This window comes from Jezberella sp., assembly GCF_964834465.1.
In genome coordinates, this window is record NZ_CBAZRM010000015.1 from 56,688 (window position 1) to 73,929 (window position 17,242).

Below are 17,242 nucleotides of genomic sequence, written 5' to 3' on the forward strand. Positions count from 1 at the left end.
ATTCCATTTCGCCATGCGCTCTGTCTTGCATTAGTCAATGAATGCCGACCCCGTCTGCTGCTGACGCAAACTTGCAGCAACTGCTTTGCCTCGATCGAACTCTTGTTTGAGGGCGATCAGCGCTTGCGGTGTGACACGTTCAATATTTGAGTAGTCCAACTTCCATTCGTGCGAGTCTGACCAACGAAGGGGAGACTGTACCGTCGTGCGGGCGCTGGGCGCTGCCTCAAGAACCCTCAGCGCAAGTGATAAAGTCAATCGTTGAGATGACGCATCATCAGGTCTGCCAGCCGCATTACCCAGGGGGAAATCGCTAAACAGCAATCTTGGCACCCCGCAGTACTCGACGATGTCCTTAGCGCAACCCATGATCACCGTGGGTATGCCGTTAGCTTCCAGATACCGTGCCACCAAGCTCAAGGTCTGATGGCACACAGGGCAATTGGGTATCAGCACAGCGGCCTCTACCCCGTCTTCTCGGCACCGCTTCAACACTTCTGGGGCATCAACGTCGAGGGTGTGACGTTGGCTACGATTGGTTGGCACCCCATAAAAATTTGGCGCCACACGACCAATGACTTTTTCTCGCGCCAACTCTCTGAGCATCGGCAGCGCGAACCAAGTATTGCTGTCTTTCATGCTGGTGTGCTTTCGATCAATCGCCACATGGGACACGCGAAGATCATGATCTTTTGTCGTGTCACCAGCATAGACGGTATAAAACTTGGCAGCCGCGTTGTAGGCCGCACCTGGCCCTTGATCCCCCTTACCGGCCTGATAGGGCGCCGCCGTCGTCACCAGCGCCACACAACTGTCTGTGAGTGCTTTGGCCAACGGAGTAAAAGGCACGTCAGCAAAGTGCGCCCATCGATAAGGATTGTCATAACCCAATCCCAGATACCAGTCACGCGTTCGCTGTAAGTAGCGAATGGGTTGATCATCTTCGCTGGCAAACCCTAGCCATTCGTCGGCCGTTGTCGCTTGGGATTTGGAGGTGTCTGTCATCCTAATGAGATCCAGTTTGCGTACGTGTCAGTCTAGCGCAAAAGATGGGCAGGGTAGTCCCTAATATCGAGGAATCTTTCTACCGGTTTAGTATCGAAATTGGTCAGACCAATTAGAACAATTTCAAGAGACATTCATGAGTATTGCCTGCACGCTCTTCGGTCCTCTGGACTTAAGAATGACGGATTATGAACTCACTCAGCCAAAGGAGGGTGAAGTGCTTGTCCGCCTTGGTGCGGGCGGCATCTGCGGCTCAGATCTTCATTACTACGAACACGGTCGTGCAGGCATATTTGCCATTCGAGCCCCTTTTGTGCCGGGGCATGAAGCATCCGGGACTGTGGCAGCCACGGGTGCCGGGGTAACCCGAGTGAGGGTCGGTGACAAGGTCGCCGTGAACCCGTCGCACCCTTGCGGCAGCTGCGACTATTGCAAAGCGGGCCGCGGCAACCTCTGCAATCACATGGTGTTTCTTGGCAGCGCGGCGATCTTCCCGCATTTGCCCGGATTGTTTCGCGAGCACTTTACCGTGGGTCAACAGCAACTCACACCGATCACCGAGTCAGAGATCTCTCTGGGTGAAATTGCCTGCGCTGAACCACTGTCGATTGGTCTCCATGCCATTCATCGTGCCGGGTCAGTCTTGGGCAAAACCGTTCTGATTACCGGTGGTGGCACGATTGGCTGTATGGCGACCATTGCCGCACGGATCGCAGGTGCTGCGAACATTATTGTCTGCGATGTGCACGACCGAGCGTTATCCATTGCCAAGCAAGTGGGTGCAGACCTGTGCATTCGATCCGACCTTATCCCCACCAGCGACCTCACCGATCTCGCCGATGTCTGTATCGAAGCGGCAGGTCATCCCTCTGCGGTCACGACCTGCTTGACCGCGGCAAAGCGTGGTGGGCGAATCGTGCAGGTTGGTACGCTGCCCCCCGAAATAGCATTCCCAGCCAATCAGATCATGTCACGCGAGCTCGACTATGTTGGTGCGTTTCGTGCGCTAGAAGCCTTTGACTGGGCCGTTGCGGTCATCCGTACCCGACGCGCTGACGTAAGACCAATCATCAGCGCGCAATTGCCATTAGCTCAATCTAAACGAGCCTTCGATTTGGCACTGGATCGACAACAGAGTACCAAAGTTCAGATCACGCTTGACTAGCCTCACCTAAAACCCAGACCCTCATACCTAATCACGAATCAAACCCTTGCCAGCCACTTCTTCAGGAGAAAAAACATGTCAGTCAAACCATTGAGAATTGCTTTCGCTGCGATGCTACTCGCGGGATCGACAATTGCTACCGTGTTACCCGCTCACGCTGACCCAATCAAACTTAAATGGGCGCATGTCTACGAGCCAAGCGAGCCGTTCCACACCTCATCGGTGTGGGCGGCAGAAGAAATTAAAAAGCGCTCAAACGGCAAATATCAAATTGACGTTTATCCTTCATCACAACTGGGCAAAGAAAACGATATCAATCAAGGCTTGTCGCTTGGCACCGTGGATATCATCATTTCTGGGTCGAGTTTCGCGGCCAAGTCGTTCCCACGCATTGGGGTGACGTATTACCCGTACACCTTTAGAGGCGTTGATCATCTGCTGGCGTATACCAAAAGCGATATCTACAAAGAGCTCAACAAAGGCTACGAAGACAAAACGGGCAACACGATCGTCGCCACCACCTATTACGGTGTTCGTCACACCACCAGCAATAAGCCAATCACGAGTTGCGCAGACATGAAGGGGCTGAAGATCCGGGTGCCAGACGTGCCCGCTTATCTGGCAATGCCAAGGGCTTGCGGCGCAAATACCTCACCCATTGCCTTTGCCGAAGTTTACCTCGCCCTGCAGAACGGCACAGTCGAAGCACAAGAAAACCCACTGACCACCATTGAGGCAAAAAAGTTTTACGAGGTACAAAAAAATATTGTGTTGACAGGTCATATTGTTGATCACCTGAACACCATCGTCTCAAGCAGCACCTGGAAGAAGTTAAGCGAAGCCGATAGAAAGATGTTCACGGAAGTGATGCAAGAGGCTGCCGCGAAAGCGTCTAAGGAGGTGGCCGCTCGCGAAAAAGAGCTCGTCGACATTTTCAAAGCAAAAGGGATCAACGTGGTTGCTGTCGATACCAACGACTTTCGCGACAACGTGCTGAAAAAGGTACCTTTCGAGCAGTACGGCTATAACAAAGCTGACTGGGACCGCATTCAGGCAGTGAAATAAAAATGACGACCGTTGAAACAACCAAAACTGGCCCTCACACGGTGAGTGCCAGCGAGATCGTTGCAAGCTTTGCTGAAGCAGATCATCACGAGGTCGATCTATCCGGCTACTCGGTAGAGGACTGGATTTGTCTGGCCTTCTTCTGGGTCATGACGGTCTTAGTTTGTGTGCAATTTTTCACACGCTACGTGATGAACGACTCGGTCGCCTGGACAGAAGAGCTAGCCGTTTACTGCCTAATGCCCGTTGTCTTTATTGGTGCAGCGGCTTGCGTTCGTAGAAGTCGTCACATTCAAGTCAATTTCATCTACCGATATCTGCCCGGCACCTTGGGCCGGGTGGTAGCCACGCTGACCGATATCATTTGTATCGTATTTTTTGGCTACGTCTCTTGGCTCTTTGCACGCTATGCGCTAGCCATGGATGGCGAACCAATGACCACCATTAGCTGGAGCAAGAGCCATGTCTATTGGATCGCGTTTGTTGGCATGTTCTTCATGGCAGTCCGGTCACTTCAGGTGAGCGTGCTGCATCTTCGACAGGGTTACTCGGCCCTTGAAAGACCTGAAGCATACGATTGAGTTCACTGGATACCTAAATGTTTATTTTGATTATTTCTTTTCTGGTTTTAATGGTGATTGGCTTGCCGGTGGCAGTTGCCATGGCAGGGTCGTCGCTACTGTACATTTTTGTTTCAGGATCAGTGCCGGACGTGGTTGTCGCTCAGCGAATGATTTCAGGGATCGAGTCGTTTCCGCTGCTCGCGGTGCCTTTCTTCATTCTTGCTGGCAACCTCATGAATATTGCCGGCATCACCGGACGAATTTATGACTTCGCCGTTGCGCTGGTCGGCTGGATGCGCGGCGGGCTCGGGCACGTCAATATTATCGGTTCAGTCATTTTTTCAGGCATGTCGGGCACTGCCATCGCTGATGCGGCCGGGCTCGGATCCATCGAAATCAAAGCGATGCAGGATCACGGTTACGACACAGAATTCGCGGTCGGTGTGACCGCTGCATCCGCCACACTCGGCCCCATCATCCCACCCTCGTTGCCCTTTGTTATCTACGGCATGATGGCAAACGTCTCGATTGGCGCCTTGTTCGTCGCAGGCATCGTCCCAGGCGTATTCATGACCGTTCTCATGATGTTGACTGTCGCCTACTTTGCTCGCAAGAACCATTGGGGCAGTGATGTTGCCTTTGACTGGAAGCGTCTGGGCGGTGCAACGCTAGAGATTTTGATTGTCCTTGCCTTCCCACTCGGTGTCTGGCTATTGGTTGGCAGCGGGGTATCCCCCAACATCGCTACCCTGGGTGCCTTTGTGCTCTTGCTGGCTCTTGATTGGAAATTCAATTTCTCTGCCGTCATGGCATTGATGACACCCGTTATTTTGATTGGCGGGATGACCATGGGCTGGTTTACGCCGACAGAAGCTGCCGTGGCGGCCGTGATCTGGGCTTTGTTTCTCGGCCTCGTGCGGTATCGATCCATGACGCTAAAGAGTCTGATCAAAGCCAGTTTTGACACGATCGAAACCACAGCTTCCGTTTTGTTTATCGTCACCGCTGCCTCTATCTTTGCGTGGCTGCTGACAACAACCCAGGCTGCGCAGGCTTTAACCAACTGGATTTTGTCGATTACGTCAGAAAAATGGGTCTTTTTGTTGTTGGCGAACTTGCTGATTCTGTTTGTCGGATGTTTTATCGACACGACGGCGGCCATCACGATTCTCGTCCCTATTCTGCTGCCGCTGGTGCTTAAACTGGGGATTGACCCGGTTCATTTCGGCTTGATCATGACCTTGAATCTCATGGTGGGTTTGCTACACCCCCCGCTGGGTATGGTGCTGTTTGTACTCGCCAGGATATCCAAGCTCTCTGTCGAACGCACCACGATTGCCATCTTGCCTTGGCTAATTCCCTTGATGCTTGCGCTGATCGCAATCACTTACATTCCGTCAATTACGCTGTGGTTACCACAGCACTTTGACATGATTAAGTAAGCTGGTAGCGCCGATATGAAAATCACTGCTGCGCGCGTCATCATCTGCAGCCCGGGCCGCAACTTCGTCACGTTGAAAATAGAAACGGACGAAGGTTTGACAGGCCTGGGGGACGCGACCCTGAACGGTCGAGAACTTGCCGTTGCCAGTTATCTGCAAGATCACGTCATCCCCTGTCTGATCGGACGCGACCCTCACCAGATCGAGGATATCTGGCAATATCTTTACAAGGGTGCTTATTGGCGCAGAGGCCCCGTCACCATGTCAGCCATCGCCGCAGTGGATACTGCGCTGTGGGATATCAAAGCAAAAGCGGCCAATATGCCGCTCTATCAACTACTCGGCGGCAAGAGTCGCAGCAAGATCATGGTCTACTGCCATGCCAACGGTCGCGACATTGAACAAACCGTCGACGAGGTGATTCGTCACGCCGAGTTGGGCTATACAGCGATTCGGGCACAAAGTGGCGTCCCTGGCTTAGAGAAGGTCTACGGCGTCGGCAAGGGATCCACCTTTTATGAACCGGCGGATGCTGACTTACCCTCAGAGCACGACTGGTCTACCGAGAAGTACTTGAAACACACGCCATTGTTGTTTGAGGCGGTTCGCAAGCACCTTGGCTGGGATCATCATTTGCTTCACGACGCCCACCACCGACTCACCCCTATCGAAGCAGCACGACTGGGCAAAGACCTGGAGCCCTACCGGCTTTTTTGGCTCGAAGACCCCACCCCTGCTGAGCATCAGGACGCGTTTAAGTTGATCAGAACCCACACAACGACCCCGCTGGCCGTGGGAGAAGTCTTCAATACCATCTGGGATTGCAAAGACCTGATCCAACAGCAATTGATTGACTACATCCGGACCACGATTGTCCATGCCGGTGGGATCACCCATCTCAGGCGAATCGCTGATCTGGCGGCACTCTATCAAATCAAGACCGGTTCGCATGGCGCCACGGATTTGTCGCCTGTCTGTATGGGTGCCGCCCTGCATTTTGATCTCTGGGTACCAAATTTTGGTATTCAGGAACACATGCCACACACCGCAGAGACCGACGCGGTTTTCCCACATGCCTACACGTTTGATCGCGGGTTCATGTACCCGGGTGATGTGCCGGGCCACGGGGTCGATATTGATGAACAACTCGCGGCGAAGTACCCCTACCAGCGAGCGTACCTGCCGGTCAATCGCTTACAACACGACGGCACGCTCACCAACTGGTAAGACGCATGACAGTGAACTTGCCACAGTTACAGCTACATCCACACCATCTGAGCCTGTTGCCCGACACGATCAAACGGTTTCACTACGATCGCGAGCAACTCAAAACAGGTATCGTTCATTTGGGGATAGGTGCTTTCATGCGCGCGCATCTCGCCCCGATCAATGACGCCTTTATTAACAGCCAAGCATTCGGTGTGGATAACCATCGGCAACTCGCGGGCGATGCCCTTGACTGGGGGATTGTTGGTGTATCACTGAGGCAAGCGGATACCCGCGATGCACTTGCCCCTCAGGCGGGCTTGTATACCCTTGCCCTACGAGACGCAGATGGCGAGGGCGAACCTAGGCAAGTTTTACACGTTATCGGTTGCGTCAAGCTGGTGCTGGTCGCGCCAGAGGATCCGCCAGCGGTCATTCATCAAATCGCCCACCCAGAGACCAGAATTGTCAGCCTAACCATTACTGAGAAGGGCTACTACCATCTGCCGTCGACCGGCGCGTTGCAAATCGACCATCCTGACGTTCAGCATGACCTTGCGCAACCCGAGTTGCCAAAGACCGCCATCGGATTCATCGTGCGAGGGTTGAAGCTGCGCAAAGAACAATCACGCAGCCCTGTGACGCTGATGTCGCTGGACAATCTGCCTTCAAATGGCCACCTGCTGAAAAACCTGATACTGTCCTTTGCGCAGCTCGTCGATCATGAACTCTGTGACTGGATCGAACAAACCTGTACCTTCCCTTGCTCAATGGTTGACAGGATTGTGCCTCGAACGACCCCGTCGGACAAAGCTCAAGTCTGTCAGTCTCTCGGGCAGCTTGATGCGTGGCCCGTCATGGCCGAACCTTTTCTCGATTGGGCCATTGAAGATAAATTTGCCGCCGGTCGTCCGGCTTGGATGGTCGGTGGCGCCCGGTTTGTTGAAACCGCGGCCCCTTGGGAAACGCTCAAACTGCGGATGGTCAATGGGGCGCACTCTTGTATCGCTTACTTAGGTGCCGTGGCTGGGTGGCAAACCATCGACACCGCACTTAAACAACCTGAGCTGCGTCGCTGCGTTGAATCCCTTTTACGTGATGAGGTTGAACCAACACTGTCTGGCCTGCCAGGCCTCGATGTCGTGACTTATCGAACCCGCTTGCTTGATCGCTTTGTTAATCCTGCCCTAGCACATCGTACGCAACAGGTCGCCATGGATGGCTCTCAGAAAATCCCTCAGCGCTGGCTTGGTACGCTAGCGGATCAAGTGAATCGCAAAGGGGATGTCAAATTACTGGCTTTGTGCCTCGCTGCCTGGCTACGCTATCTACAGGGATACGACGAAGCTGACAACCGCTACGACATCAATGACCCCTTGTCAGATCAACTCAAGGTGCAATTAGTCGTCGACGCCGCTCTTGATCGAGATAGACAAACGTGCCACACCCGTGCGCAGGCTTTGGTTCAGGTTGCCCCTGTGTTCGGTCAACATCGTCATTTACTCACTGACGATTTCGTCGAACAGATTGGTCACTTTCTGTATCTGCTAAATACTGAAGGTGTCGTGCAAACGCTTCGCTCTATTTGAGTGACGCGCTCGTGTCAAGCCATCTTGCGTCGAACCAACGCGCTCAGCAGATCAACCAGCAGCACCATGGCAATCATGACCAACAGGACAGAACTGGTTTCGGCCATTTTAAATAAGCTCAGGTAATAGGCAAGCATTTGCCCTAGGCCTCCGGCGCCGACAACCCCCAACACCGCCGCTGCACGAATGTTGTTTTCCCACCGATACAGACTGTAACTAACCAGTTGTGGCGCAACCTGAGGCAACTGAACATAAAAGAATATCTTTGCGGGGCTCACCCCCCTCACGCCCAACGCCCATGCACTTTCTTTGGGCGCATTCTCAAAGGCTTCTGCAAAGATTCGACCGAGCACGCCGGTGGTGTGAATAGCCAGCGCCAGCGTGCCTGACAGCGGCCCCAAACCCGCTGAAATCAACAATACGACAGCCCACATCAATTCTGGCACGCTTCGTAACGCACTTAAAAACCAATTTGCCATGTGTGACAGCAGATTAAAACGACTCGCCCTCCGGTGGCTTGCCGGGATGGCCAAGCAGAGCCCAAAGACCACGGCAATCAGGGTACCGACCACTGACATGGCAAAAGTTTCAAGCGCCGCCGGCATGAGCTTTCGCCAAAAAACAACTGACCAGTTTGGTCTCAACAGTTCATCTAAAAATTGGCGGATCACCGCTCGCGTGTTAGGTTTTAAAAAGGCACTGAGTTGCAGATCCAGGGTCACGAAACTTGCCACGACAAGCGCCACAAGCATGAGCAGAACGGTGACTGTTTTGAACACGGCAGTCTGAGGCAGTCTACGGTTGCTCATACCGGTTTTCACCCTCATCGATTGCTCGTTAGCCATCCTAAGCAAGGCCTCGACGCAACGAAACACTCAACCAATCGGCACATCTCACTAACAGTAAAAAAACCATCAAGATCGTGCAAACCTCGGCACCGTTAAACATTTTTAACGAGGCATCCATCATTTGACCTAAGCCGCCAGCCCCCACAAAGCCAAGCACCGCAGATGAGCGAATAGCGCACTCGAAACGATAGACGGTGTAACTAATCAGCTCATCCGAGTTTTGTGGCAACAAGGCGTAAAACAGGGCTTGTAGCCGTCCTGCCCCCTGCTGCAGTAACGCTTTGGTGGCGACTGTCTCACCGCTCTCAAAAATTTCGGCATACACCTTACCGAGCATCCCCGCGTAGGTCAGCCCAATCGCTAATACACCCGCTGTCGGCCCCAGGCCCACGACTCTGACAAAGATCAATGCCCAAATGAGCTCTGGGACGCTTCTCAAAAAAACCAATATAGCTCGCACCAACTCGCGTATGCACAGGGGTAACACATGCATCCGCCCAGACAGCGTAGAGATTGACAGCACCCTCACTGCGACGACGGTCAACGGGACGGCGACGATCAGCGCGAAGGTCATGCCTGCGGTTGCCATGGCGATCGTGCGCCACGTCTCACGTAAAACTTGGTGCAAAAACGAGGCAGACACGTCAGGTGGGAACATGCTGGCGAGAAACTGCCCAGTCTGCCGCAAACTCTCAGGATTGAATAAAGCCCAGACCCGAAATTCAGTCAGTTGCAACAGCGGCCAAAGAAGCATCAATCCCAGCAACAGGTATGACACTCGCCCTCGCCATGCCGGATCGATCAGACGAGCCACTTAACGGCAACCTACCCGACCACTCAGGTCAGAACCAAGCGCCTCGCTTGCCAAGTGAGCGTCGTCTAGGTCGGCAACAGGCCTTGACTGCTGATATAAATTGCTCAAAATATCAGGTGTCACTTGCGCAACCGGCAGATCAAAGTAAATCTGCCCTTTCGCCACCCCGACGATACGCGTGAAAAACTTCAACGCCATGTCCACATGATGCAGGGACACAACCAAGGTTGCGTGCTGCTGTTCAGCGGTCGTGCACAACGCAGCCAGGGCCTGCTCGCCGCGCTGCGGATCCAAGGCAGACAGGGGCTCATCCACCAAGAGCAGCTGCGCGCCAGACAAGAGCCCACGCGCGAGCCCGACGCGTTGTCGTTCTCCACCAGATAAGCGGTCAACCCGATCGAATATTTTTTCTGACAGATCAAACTGGCTCAAGGCTTGACGGGCCCCTTCGATATCGCTGGGATAACAGAGACTGACCAAACTACGGATCAGACCCCACTGTGGCAGTCGCCCAGCAAGGACCGATGTCACGACCCGTTGCCTTTGGACCAACGGTGCCACCTGCGGCGCTAAAAACAAACGACCTCTCAATCGCTGCAACTGACGGCGACTCAGCGCCCAGGGATCGACATCGTCGAGCAACAACCGACCACCGTTAGGTCGCTGCGCACAGGCAATCACATTCAGCAGTGAGGTCTTACCCGCCCCCGAAGGGCCGATCACAGCCAGTTTTTCACCCGCTTGAACGGTGAGAGAAAAGGCAGAGAGAATGTCGACCGGCCCGAACGATGAACGCTTGGCTGTCAATGCAATGTCTGTTAACTCGATTTTCATCGCGCTCGGGCAAGCCCTTGCCTGAAAACGATCGAACACAACAGCTGCATCATTTCAACAGACCGGCGTTCTGAGCGGCTGCCTCAATCCCCTGATAGTTAACAGCAGCGGTCGGGATAAACTTGCTTGCACGTTGCACCGTCAAGATCTCTTTGCCTTCGGGCTTGTCCATCGAGAGAGCTAAAAAAGCATCGGACAGCAATTGACGACGAGCCTCTGGCATCGCGCTGTTCACACTCCAGTTGTAGTCGAAAAATGCTGGCGTTGTATAGATAACCCTCACCTTGGTTGGATCGACTTTTTTATCCGCGACGAATTTCTCCCAGACCGAGATATTCAACGCGCCTGCGTCAACCTTACCTGAGGCAACTGCCGCGATCGTCGCATCGTGGGCGCCAGAAAAAGCAATCCGCTTTAAGTCAACATCAGGATTGATGCCTGCTGCTAGCAGATAGCTTCTAGGCATCAAGTGACCAGAGGTGCTCGACGGCGACCCGAAACTCAGGGTCTTGCCTTTCAAATCCTTCAATGACTGGATATCTGGGGATGAGGTAATAAAGACAGATTTGAATTGCGTATCTTCTTGACGTTGAATCAAAGGGATAATTTTGCCACCTGAACGCAGATTAGCCTGCACGAAAGTAAAACCACCAAACCAAGCCATATCGACTTGCTGGTTCACCAGGGCTTCAACGGACGCAGCGTAATCGGACACCGGAATGTATTGCACCGGCATACCCAACACTTTTTCAAGGTATTTCACCAGCGGCTCGGCTTTGCGCGCAAGTTCAGTCGGAGACTCATCTGGGATGGCTGTGATTTTAAAGACAGCTTGAGCCTGCGCTAGCCCAAGCAAGCTGCTCGCCAACAGTAACGCGCCGCCGAGCTTCACCAAACGTCTTTGTATCGATATGAGGAAAGTAGCCAAAACCTGAACGCCTGGTGGGAAAATTGATTGTAAAGATCTGCCCGATGGTAATCGAATTACAAGGCACAGGTTCTGAAACCCGCATAGATATCACGGCGATGAGCGGTGAAGAAATTGCGATACTGCACATGACGCAAAACATCATGCGTGGCCTTGGCAGCCCCTCGCAACACGTGGTGCGTCTCAAACCAAGGCTGTGAGTACTCTACATAAGGGTGTGGCACAAAGCCTTCGAAGGGCTTGAATACGTCTTGGGTCCACTCCCACACCTGGCCCCACTCAAAATTGCTTTGTACGCGAGCGGCATAATCCCACTCGGCTTCTGTGGGTAAACGACAGTTGGCCCAACGACAATAAGCGTTGGCCTCATGCCAAGAGAGATGCACGGCGGGGTCAGACATCCTCATCGGCGACCATTGCCCGAAGTATTGCACTTCAAATCCTGGTGACTTGGCACGAACATAGCGTGGTAGCGCAGCACCTGTCGCACGCACAAAATCCATATATTGCGCCCAACAAACCGCTCTCAAATCAATGTCAAAGGCGTCCAGTTTGACTGTTTCTCGATACAACTCGTTATCAAAACAAAAGCCAGGCGTTGTCGTGCCCATCGTCCATTCTGTGCCCGCCATACAAGCGCGCCCTGACGGAGCGTCTTGTTCACTGGTATCGTGTGCCCTTACCCAACCAGTCGCGAAGGGGATTTCTAGGGCTTGGGCCATGTAAGCACCTGCTTCTAAATGCATGGCCTCGTGCTGCAAGACCAGCCAATAGAAATACAAGGCAGGGCTGTGCTCGGTTTCGTGCTGCAACGCGTGAAGCGTCTGTTCAAAGGTGTCAGCTGCGTACAGTAGGCACACCTTCAGACTGGGCAGAGCCGCATCCCATCTGGCTTCGTGTGAGATCGTCGAACTATTGAACCAGCGATCTGCCAAGCTCAACAAAGACGGGTCATGGCTTTTGTTTAAATTGATAGCCAAGCCTCTGTGACGCTCAGGATTACGCCTGATCCAGTACTCTTGAAACCAGGCAATGTGTCCAAGTTCCCAGGTGGGGGGATTAAACCCTGCGTTGAAGGGGACATTGAGCTTGTTTGCTTCGCGGTAATATTCAATGGAAGTTAGCGTTTGCTGGCGAACCTCTTGCAGTGCAGTTGTCAGTGCTTGAATACCGGCTTGGCGCGTCAACTCGAATCCCTTGAAAACCCCATGACCTCTACCACGAAGTCACTCAACATCGTCATTGTAAGTCCTGCACTGGCAGATTCAAATAACGGAAACTGGCAAACCGCGAAACGCTATGCCCGTATTTTGTCAGCACGATATTCAGTCAAAATCGTATCGCATTGGGATGGCGACCCGCACGATGATGTGATGATTGCGTTGCATGCCAGACGCAGTCACGCGGCGCTGGTCGATTGGTATACGGCTCGCGGATCGCGCGGTCTTGTGCTGGTGCTGACCGGCACAGACGTTTATCGTGACATTCAATTTGACGCGCAAGCACAACAATCCCTGCTGTTGGCACAGCAACTTGTCGTCCTGCAACCAGCCGCCCTCGATGAATTGCCCACCGATCTGCGCTCAAAAACTGCCGTGCTATTTCAATCAACCAGCTCAAGAGTATGTGTGAAGAAAAGTGCAAAGTCCTTAAGCGTCGTGATGGTAGGACATTTGCGACCAGAAAAATCGCCTCAAACCTTGTTTAAGACGGCCGCACTGATTGGCGCCGACGACCAGATCAGGTTGAGGCATATTGGCGGCGCACACGACCACGCGCTGGCCGCACAAGCATACGAAACCGCCACTGCCTACTCGTGCTATCAATTTCTCGGTGAACTCAGCCATTTGCAAACACGTCGAGCCATTCAGCGTGCGCACCTCTTGGTACACACCAGCATCATCGAAGGTGGTGCTCACGTGGTGATGGAGGCCATTTGTAGTGGTGTACCCGTGATTGCCTCAGATATCCCCGGTAATCGCGGTATGTTGGGCGATCAGTATTCAGGCCTTTTTCCAGTCGGCGATGCCCATGCCCTTTATGCACTTTTAAAAAGGGCCAGACATGAGCCTGAGTTTTTACTCACCTTAGCTGCCCAGTGTGCCCAACGGCGTGGCCTGTTTTCAATCGATCGAGAATCGAAGGGATTGACTACAATCATCCATCGTTCGCTCTCGTCGACATCACTTTTTTCTAGCCTCCAGAGAACCACATGAACTCATTCGAACCGCGCCTTACTTCTCTGTCTCATGGGGGTGGTTGTGGCTGCAAAATCGCCCCAGCCGTGCTGGCCGATATTTTAAAAGACACGCTGCAGATGCCCATCCCCAAAGAGCTCATGGTGGGGATCGCGACGGCGGACGATGCCGCGGTTTATAAGCTCAATGATCAGCAAGCGCTGATTGCGACCACCGATTTTTTTATGCCCATTGTGGATGATCCTTACGAATTTGGTCGAATTGCTGCGACGAATGCCATCAGTGACGTTTACGCCATGGGTGGTACCCCCATCATGGCACTCGCACTGGTGGGGATGCCAATCAATGTCCTGTCAACGGCAACCATCGGCAAAATTCTTGAAGGAGGCGCTTCGGTTTGTCGCGCAGCATCCATACCAATCGCAGGCGGTCATACCATCGACTCTGTTGAGCCGATCTACGGTTTAGTGGTTTTAGGCTTAGTGCATCCAGATCGCGTCAAGCGAAACGACGGGGCTCGTGTAGGCGATGTGGTCATTCTGGGCAAACCGCTTGGCGTCGGGATCTTGTCCGCCGCCTTGAAGAAAGAAGCGCTTGATGCAACCGGCTACGCCTCTATGATCGCCAATGCGACCAAACTCAATACGCCCGGGCCTGCGTTGGCCGCGCTCACGGGGGTTCACGCCCTCACCGACGTGACTGGGTTTGGTTTGGCGGGCCATGCCCTTGAAATTGCGCGCGGTGCAGATCTAACCATGCATATCGATTGGACAGACGTACCGCTGCTGCCAAACGTCTCAGCGTTGATACAGGCTGGCATGGTGACCGGTGCTTCTGGCCGCAATTGGGATGGCTATGGCAGCGAGATCAAACTTGCAGCGAACCTTGATCCGACATGCCAAACACTACTCTCTGATCCACAAACCAGCGGTGGTTTACTCGTGTGCTGCGCCCCCGAGGCAGTTGCTGAGGTGATGGCTATTTTCGAGCAACACGGGTTTGAGCAGGCCGCGGTCATCGGTCGCATGGCTGAAGCTCAAGACGTCAGGCTGAAGGTTGACTAAATCTAGGGGTAATGAGTTCTCGCTGGTTATAATTTGTCTAACCTTCGAGGGTGGTCAAAGACGAGGGTGGTCAACGACTAGGGTGGTCAACGACCCAACTAAGGTAAGCACATGGCACTTGACGCACTTTTCGTCTCTACTGGTGTTGTCGCACTGGCTGAAATTGGCGATAAAACACAATTACTGGCCTTCATTCTGGCCGCACGATTCAAAAAGCCTGTTCCCATTGTTCTGGGTATTCTCGTGGCGACCATCATTAATCATGGCTTAGCGGGTGCTTTAGGGGCATGGATCACGACAGCGATCAATCCAGAGCTGCTTCGCTGGGTGCTGGGTGCTTCGTTTATTGGTATGGCGATCTGGACGTTAATCCCGGATAAGATTGACGAAGCAGAAACGACGAAGGGGTCGAAATATGGTGTTTTTGGCGCCACCCTCGTGACGTTTTTTTTGGCAGAGATGGGCGATAAGACTCAGATTGCGACGGTCGCACTTGCTGCCAGCTATGGCACGCCGCTGTGGGTCGTGATCGGCACCACGCTCGGGATGTTAATTGCCGATGTACCTGCCGTTTTTGTGGCGGACAAGTTCGCTGACAAAATACCGATGAAATTGGTTCACTCGATTGCCGCTGCTATTTTCGCGATTCTGGGCGTACTGACCTTGCTGCAGGTAGATCGGTTGTTTTGATTGTAAAAAATACAATTGGGTCGGTAAGGTCAGTACGTATGCGACTTAGGCCATAGGCACATACCGTGCCACATAGAATACGCCGGCAAACCCTGCAATGACGACCGTCGTCATCCAAACGATCATTCGCCAATTGTTTGAATCTATTTTGTGACAGACAATTTTTATTTCTTGATGAATGATATCGAGTAACTTGATTTCTAATTTATTGAGACTGTTTTGATGCTGAGCCGACGACTTAACCAAGTTGATCTCAAGGGACTTGACGTCAGCTTTAGTGGCTAGGTTCGGTAGAATCGTGTCGAAGCGGTTTTCAAGTGCTGTCATTCTGTTTTCCATGCAGTTTTCCAAAGGCTAATCAGTGACCTTGATAATATTCAAGTCAGTCCCTTCCCCAACACGTTACCGCAGGTATTTATCCATCAGCAATATTGCGGAAACAATTGCTTTCACTTCTCAATAGGCACAGCTCATCTGTGATGCGTCATACCAAACTACCTACGACAGGCGCTTGAACGGTAATCGTCTCCTAGGTTGGTATTAATGGGTGATTGCGGTTAGGCGAAAAAATTACACTTACTTACGTTTCTACGCTTGTTAATAGTTAATGCATTAACCATAATTCTCGAATATAAAACGGGAGTGAATGCCATGGAAACAAGAGTGCCTGCGTTAGAGAGCTTTGCCACGGAAACACGCGATCGCTTGGCGCGAATGGAAACTCGCATGGATATTTTTTTTGATACCTATGCTACTAAAGCGGATCTCCACAAGGAATTGCATGCTATGACATGGAGATTGCTTGGCGGCGCATCCGCTTTAGTTGGGATTGTTTATTGGCTAGTGCGACAGTCATCTTAGTTTGAGTGTCACTATCAGCCAGCCAAAGGTTGGTGGGCGGTACAAGTTTCGAACTTGTGACCCCTGCCGTGTGAAGGAAACACGTCACGCAATCGGGACTCAATCTTAGCTCAAATCAAACACTAACGACATCCCTTACGGGGCCGATGTTAGTGGTGGCTTGAAAACAAAGAGTACTTATTAGGACGTCAATTTACCGCCTCAAGCAGCAGCCAATATTAAGTGTCCAACGTCTGCTTTGGTCGGACGAAGCTTTATTTCAATGTCGTAGCCCAATCGTGTCAGACAGTCCATCAGTTTGCGCTCAGACAAATTAGTAAAGTCGCCGCGCATCATGTCTGAGACCTTTGGCTGGGAAATGCCCATCCGTTTGGCCGCCTCTTGTTGTGTCAGGTTACGGCTTTTCATGGCTTTTCTAATTTCGATCACCAAGCCGGTTTTGATCTTGAGCTTTTCAGCATCAGCCAGGCCAAGATCAGCAAATACATTGCCAGAACTACGATGCACTTCAACGCCGTCAACAAGTCGAGTTTTCATTTTCGCAACTCCTTTACATACGCTTCGGCAATTTTCAACCTAGCGTGAATGATGTCCATGTCTTCTTTCGGCGTGGCGATACCGCGCTTGCTTTTCTTTTGAAAGCAGTGAAGGACAAACACTGCCTCAGTAAATTTAACGGTGTAAACCGCGCGATAAGTGCCGCCAACATCGTCCTCTACTACCTCTAGCACCCCTGCACCACCAAAGCCTTTAAGTACTTTGGCTGCATCATGCTTGTCGCCCGATTGCGCTAGCGACAAGGCAAAGCCGAAAAGGCGCCGAACGTCAGCAGGTAAGTCCATTAAGTCTTTATGGCTGCTGCCAATCCATTCAAGCGGTTTTTCGTTTTTAGACGTCATTTAATATATATGAAGTGGTATAAAAAGTCAATAAATAAGACTGCCCTCGCGAGGAGTGAGGGAAACTAAAT

At 52.4% G+C, this 17,242-nt stretch carries 18 protein-coding genes; 9 read left to right on the forward strand and 9 right to left on the reverse strand.

The window, feature by feature from the left end; all coding sequences use genetic code 11:
• Window positions 1–30: 30 nt before the first annotated feature.
• A complete protein-coding gene (locus AC1W8Y_RS12515) occupies window positions 31–1,005 on the reverse strand; it encodes a glycine/sarcosine/betaine reductase selenoprotein B family protein (protein WP_482014819.1) in 975 nt (324 codons plus the stop codon).
• A gap of 136 nt (window positions 1,006–1,141) precedes the next feature.
• On the opposite strand from AC1W8Y_RS12515, the gene AC1W8Y_RS12520 reads away from it, so the two are divergent.
• From AC1W8Y_RS12520 to AC1W8Y_RS12545, 6 genes are all read left to right on the forward strand, one after another.
• A complete protein-coding gene (locus AC1W8Y_RS12520; protein WP_482014820.1) occupies window positions 1,142–2,170 on the forward strand; it encodes an L-idonate 5-dehydrogenase in 1,029 nt (342 codons plus the stop codon).
• A gap of 75 nt (window positions 2,171–2,245) precedes the next feature.
• Window positions 2,246–3,235, forward strand: coding sequence for a sialic acid TRAP transporter substrate-binding protein SiaP (locus tag AC1W8Y_RS12525; RefSeq protein WP_482014821.1), 990 nt, complete (start codon window positions 2,246–2,248; stop codon window positions 3,233–3,235).
• 2 nt (window positions 3,236–3,237) lie between these two features.
• A complete protein-coding gene (locus tag AC1W8Y_RS12530; RefSeq protein WP_482014822.1) occupies window positions 3,238–3,816 on the forward strand; it encodes a TRAP transporter small permease in 579 nt (192 codons plus the stop codon).
• A gap of 17 nt (window positions 3,817–3,833) precedes the next feature.
• A complete protein-coding gene (locus AC1W8Y_RS12535) occupies window positions 3,834–5,240 on the forward strand; it encodes a TRAP transporter large permease (protein ID WP_482014823.1) in 1,407 nt (468 codons plus the stop codon).
• A gap of 15 nt (window positions 5,241–5,255) precedes the next feature.
• Complete coding sequence (gene manD, locus AC1W8Y_RS12540) at window positions 5,256–6,467, forward strand: D-mannonate dehydratase ManD (RefSeq protein ID WP_482014824.1); 1,212 nt, start codon at window positions 5,256–5,258, stop codon at window positions 6,465–6,467.
• A gap of 5 nt (window positions 6,468–6,472) precedes the next feature.
• The gene (locus AC1W8Y_RS12545) at window positions 6,473–8,035 is read left to right on the forward strand and encodes a mannitol dehydrogenase family protein (RefSeq protein WP_482014825.1); all 1,563 of its coding nucleotides are present in this window, start codon (window positions 6,473–6,475) and stop codon (window positions 8,033–8,035) included.
• A gap of 14 nt (window positions 8,036–8,049) precedes the next feature.
• Here AC1W8Y_RS12545 and phnE read toward each other — a convergent pair whose 3' ends face one another.
• Genes phnE through AC1W8Y_RS12570 form a run of 5 tightly spaced genes read right to left on the reverse strand, consistent with a single transcriptional unit; the run spans window position 8,050 to window position 12,646 of the window.
• A complete protein-coding gene (phnE, locus tag AC1W8Y_RS12550) occupies window positions 8,050–8,844 on the reverse strand; it encodes a phosphonate ABC transporter, permease protein PhnE (RefSeq protein WP_482014826.1) in 795 nt (264 codons plus the stop codon).
• Window positions 8,845–8,881: 37 nt separating this feature from the next.
• Window positions 8,882–9,637: a PhnE/PtxC family ABC transporter permease gene (locus tag AC1W8Y_RS12555; protein WP_482014866.1), complete on the reverse strand. Its 756-nt coding sequence runs from the start codon at window positions 9,635–9,637 to the stop codon at window positions 8,882–8,884.
• A gap of 60 nt (window positions 9,638–9,697) precedes the next feature.
• Entirely contained in the window at window positions 9,698–10,531 is an 834-nt protein-coding gene (locus AC1W8Y_RS12560) for a phosphonate ABC transporter ATP-binding protein (RefSeq protein WP_482014827.1), read from the reverse strand.
• A gap of 49 nt (window positions 10,532–10,580) precedes the next feature.
• Complete coding sequence (locus tag AC1W8Y_RS12565; RefSeq protein WP_482014828.1) at window positions 10,581–11,459, reverse strand: putative selenate ABC transporter substrate-binding protein; 879 nt, start codon at window positions 11,457–11,459, stop codon at window positions 10,581–10,583.
• A gap of 56 nt (window positions 11,460–11,515) precedes the next feature.
• Entirely contained in the window at window positions 11,516–12,646 is a 1,131-nt protein-coding gene (locus AC1W8Y_RS12570) for an SUMF1/EgtB/PvdO family nonheme iron enzyme (protein WP_482014829.1), read from the reverse strand.
• A 21-nt stretch (window positions 12,647–12,667) separates the two neighbouring features.
• Between AC1W8Y_RS12570 and senB the strand changes: the two genes are divergently transcribed.
• The 3 genes from senB to AC1W8Y_RS12585 all read left to right on the forward strand — a co-directional run bounded on the left by senB (window position 12,668) and on the right by AC1W8Y_RS12585 (window position 15,411).
• A complete protein-coding gene (gene senB / locus AC1W8Y_RS12575; protein WP_482014830.1) occupies window positions 12,668–13,675 on the forward strand; it encodes a selenoneine biosynthesis selenosugar synthase SenB in 1,008 nt (335 codons plus the stop codon).
• Complete coding sequence (selD, locus tag AC1W8Y_RS12580) at window positions 13,672–14,721, forward strand: selenide, water dikinase SelD (RefSeq protein WP_482014831.1); 1,050 nt, start codon at window positions 13,672–13,674, stop codon at window positions 14,719–14,721. The genes senB and selD overlap by 4 nt, the downstream gene beginning before the upstream one ends.
• A gap of 111 nt (window positions 14,722–14,832) precedes the next feature.
• A complete protein-coding gene (locus tag AC1W8Y_RS12585) occupies window positions 14,833–15,411 on the forward strand; it encodes a TMEM165/GDT1 family protein (protein WP_482014832.1) in 579 nt (192 codons plus the stop codon).
• A gap of 45 nt (window positions 15,412–15,456) precedes the next feature.
• On the opposite strand, the gene AC1W8Y_RS12590 is transcribed toward AC1W8Y_RS12585, so the two are convergent.
• The 3 genes from AC1W8Y_RS12590 to AC1W8Y_RS12600 form a co-directional block, all read right to left on the reverse strand.
• The gene (locus tag AC1W8Y_RS12590) at window positions 15,457–15,750 is read right to left on the reverse strand and encodes a hypothetical protein (RefSeq protein WP_482014833.1); all 294 of its coding nucleotides are present in this window, start codon (window positions 15,748–15,750) and stop codon (window positions 15,457–15,459) included.
• Between the two features lie 723 nt (window positions 15,751–16,473).
• Window positions 16,474–16,809, reverse strand: coding sequence for a helix-turn-helix domain-containing protein (locus AC1W8Y_RS12595; RefSeq protein WP_482014834.1), 336 nt, complete (start codon window positions 16,807–16,809; stop codon window positions 16,474–16,476).
• Entirely contained in the window at window positions 16,806–17,171 is a 366-nt protein-coding gene (locus AC1W8Y_RS12600) for a type II toxin-antitoxin system RelE/ParE family toxin (protein WP_482014835.1), read from the reverse strand. The genes AC1W8Y_RS12595 and AC1W8Y_RS12600 overlap by 4 nt, the downstream gene beginning before the upstream one ends.
• Between the last annotated feature and the right edge of the window lie 71 nt (window positions 17,172–17,242).

Excerpts from the sequence above, each read along its gene's own strand:
- AC1W8Y_RS12515 (WP_482014819.1), bottom strand. The coding sequence starts at position 1,005 with ATGACAGACACCTCCAAATCCCAAGCGACAACGGCCGACGAATGGCTA.
- AC1W8Y_RS12520 (WP_482014820.1), top strand. The coding sequence starts at position 1,142 with ATGAGTATTGCCTGCACGCTCTTCGGTCCTCTGGACTTAAGAATGACG.
- AC1W8Y_RS12525 (WP_482014821.1), top strand. The coding sequence starts at position 2,246 with ATGTCAGTCAAACCATTGAGAATTGCTTTCGCTGCGATGCTACTCGCG.
- AC1W8Y_RS12530 (WP_482014822.1), top strand. The coding sequence starts at position 3,238 with ATGACGACCGTTGAAACAACCAAAACTGGCCCTCACACGGTGAGTGCC.
- AC1W8Y_RS12535 (WP_482014823.1), top strand. The coding sequence starts at position 3,834 with ATGTTTATTTTGATTATTTCTTTTCTGGTTTTAATGGTGATTGGCTTG.
- manD (WP_482014824.1), top strand. The coding sequence starts at position 5,256 with ATGAAAATCACTGCTGCGCGCGTCATCATCTGCAGCCCGGGCCGCAAC.
- AC1W8Y_RS12545 (WP_482014825.1), top strand. The coding sequence starts at position 6,473 with ATGACAGTGAACTTGCCACAGTTACAGCTACATCCACACCATCTGAGC.
- phnE (WP_482014826.1), bottom strand. The coding sequence starts at position 8,844 with ATGAGCAACCGTAGACTGCCTCAGACTGCCGTGTTCAAAACAGTCACC.
- AC1W8Y_RS12555 (WP_482014866.1), bottom strand. The coding sequence starts at position 9,637 with ATGCTTCTTTGGCCGCTGTTGCAACTGACTGAATTTCGGGTCTGGGCT.
- AC1W8Y_RS12560 (WP_482014827.1), bottom strand. The coding sequence starts at position 10,531 with ATGAAAATCGAGTTAACAGACATTGCATTGACAGCCAAGCGTTCATCG.
- senB (WP_482014830.1), top strand. The coding sequence starts at position 12,668 with ATGACCTCTACCACGAAGTCACTCAACATCGTCATTGTAAGTCCTGCA.
- selD (WP_482014831.1), top strand. The coding sequence starts at position 13,672 with ATGAACTCATTCGAACCGCGCCTTACTTCTCTGTCTCATGGGGGTGGT.
- AC1W8Y_RS12585 (WP_482014832.1), top strand. The coding sequence starts at position 14,833 with ATGGCACTTGACGCACTTTTCGTCTCTACTGGTGTTGTCGCACTGGCT.
- AC1W8Y_RS12590 (WP_482014833.1), bottom strand. The coding sequence starts at position 15,750 with ATGGAAAACAGAATGACAGCACTTGAAAACCGCTTCGACACGATTCTA.
- AC1W8Y_RS12595 (WP_482014834.1), bottom strand. The coding sequence starts at position 16,809 with ATGAAAACTCGACTTGTTGACGGCGTTGAAGTGCATCGTAGTTCTGGC.
- AC1W8Y_RS12600 (WP_482014835.1), bottom strand. The coding sequence starts at position 17,171 with ATGACGTCTAAAAACGAAAAACCGCTTGAATGGATTGGCAGCAGCCAT.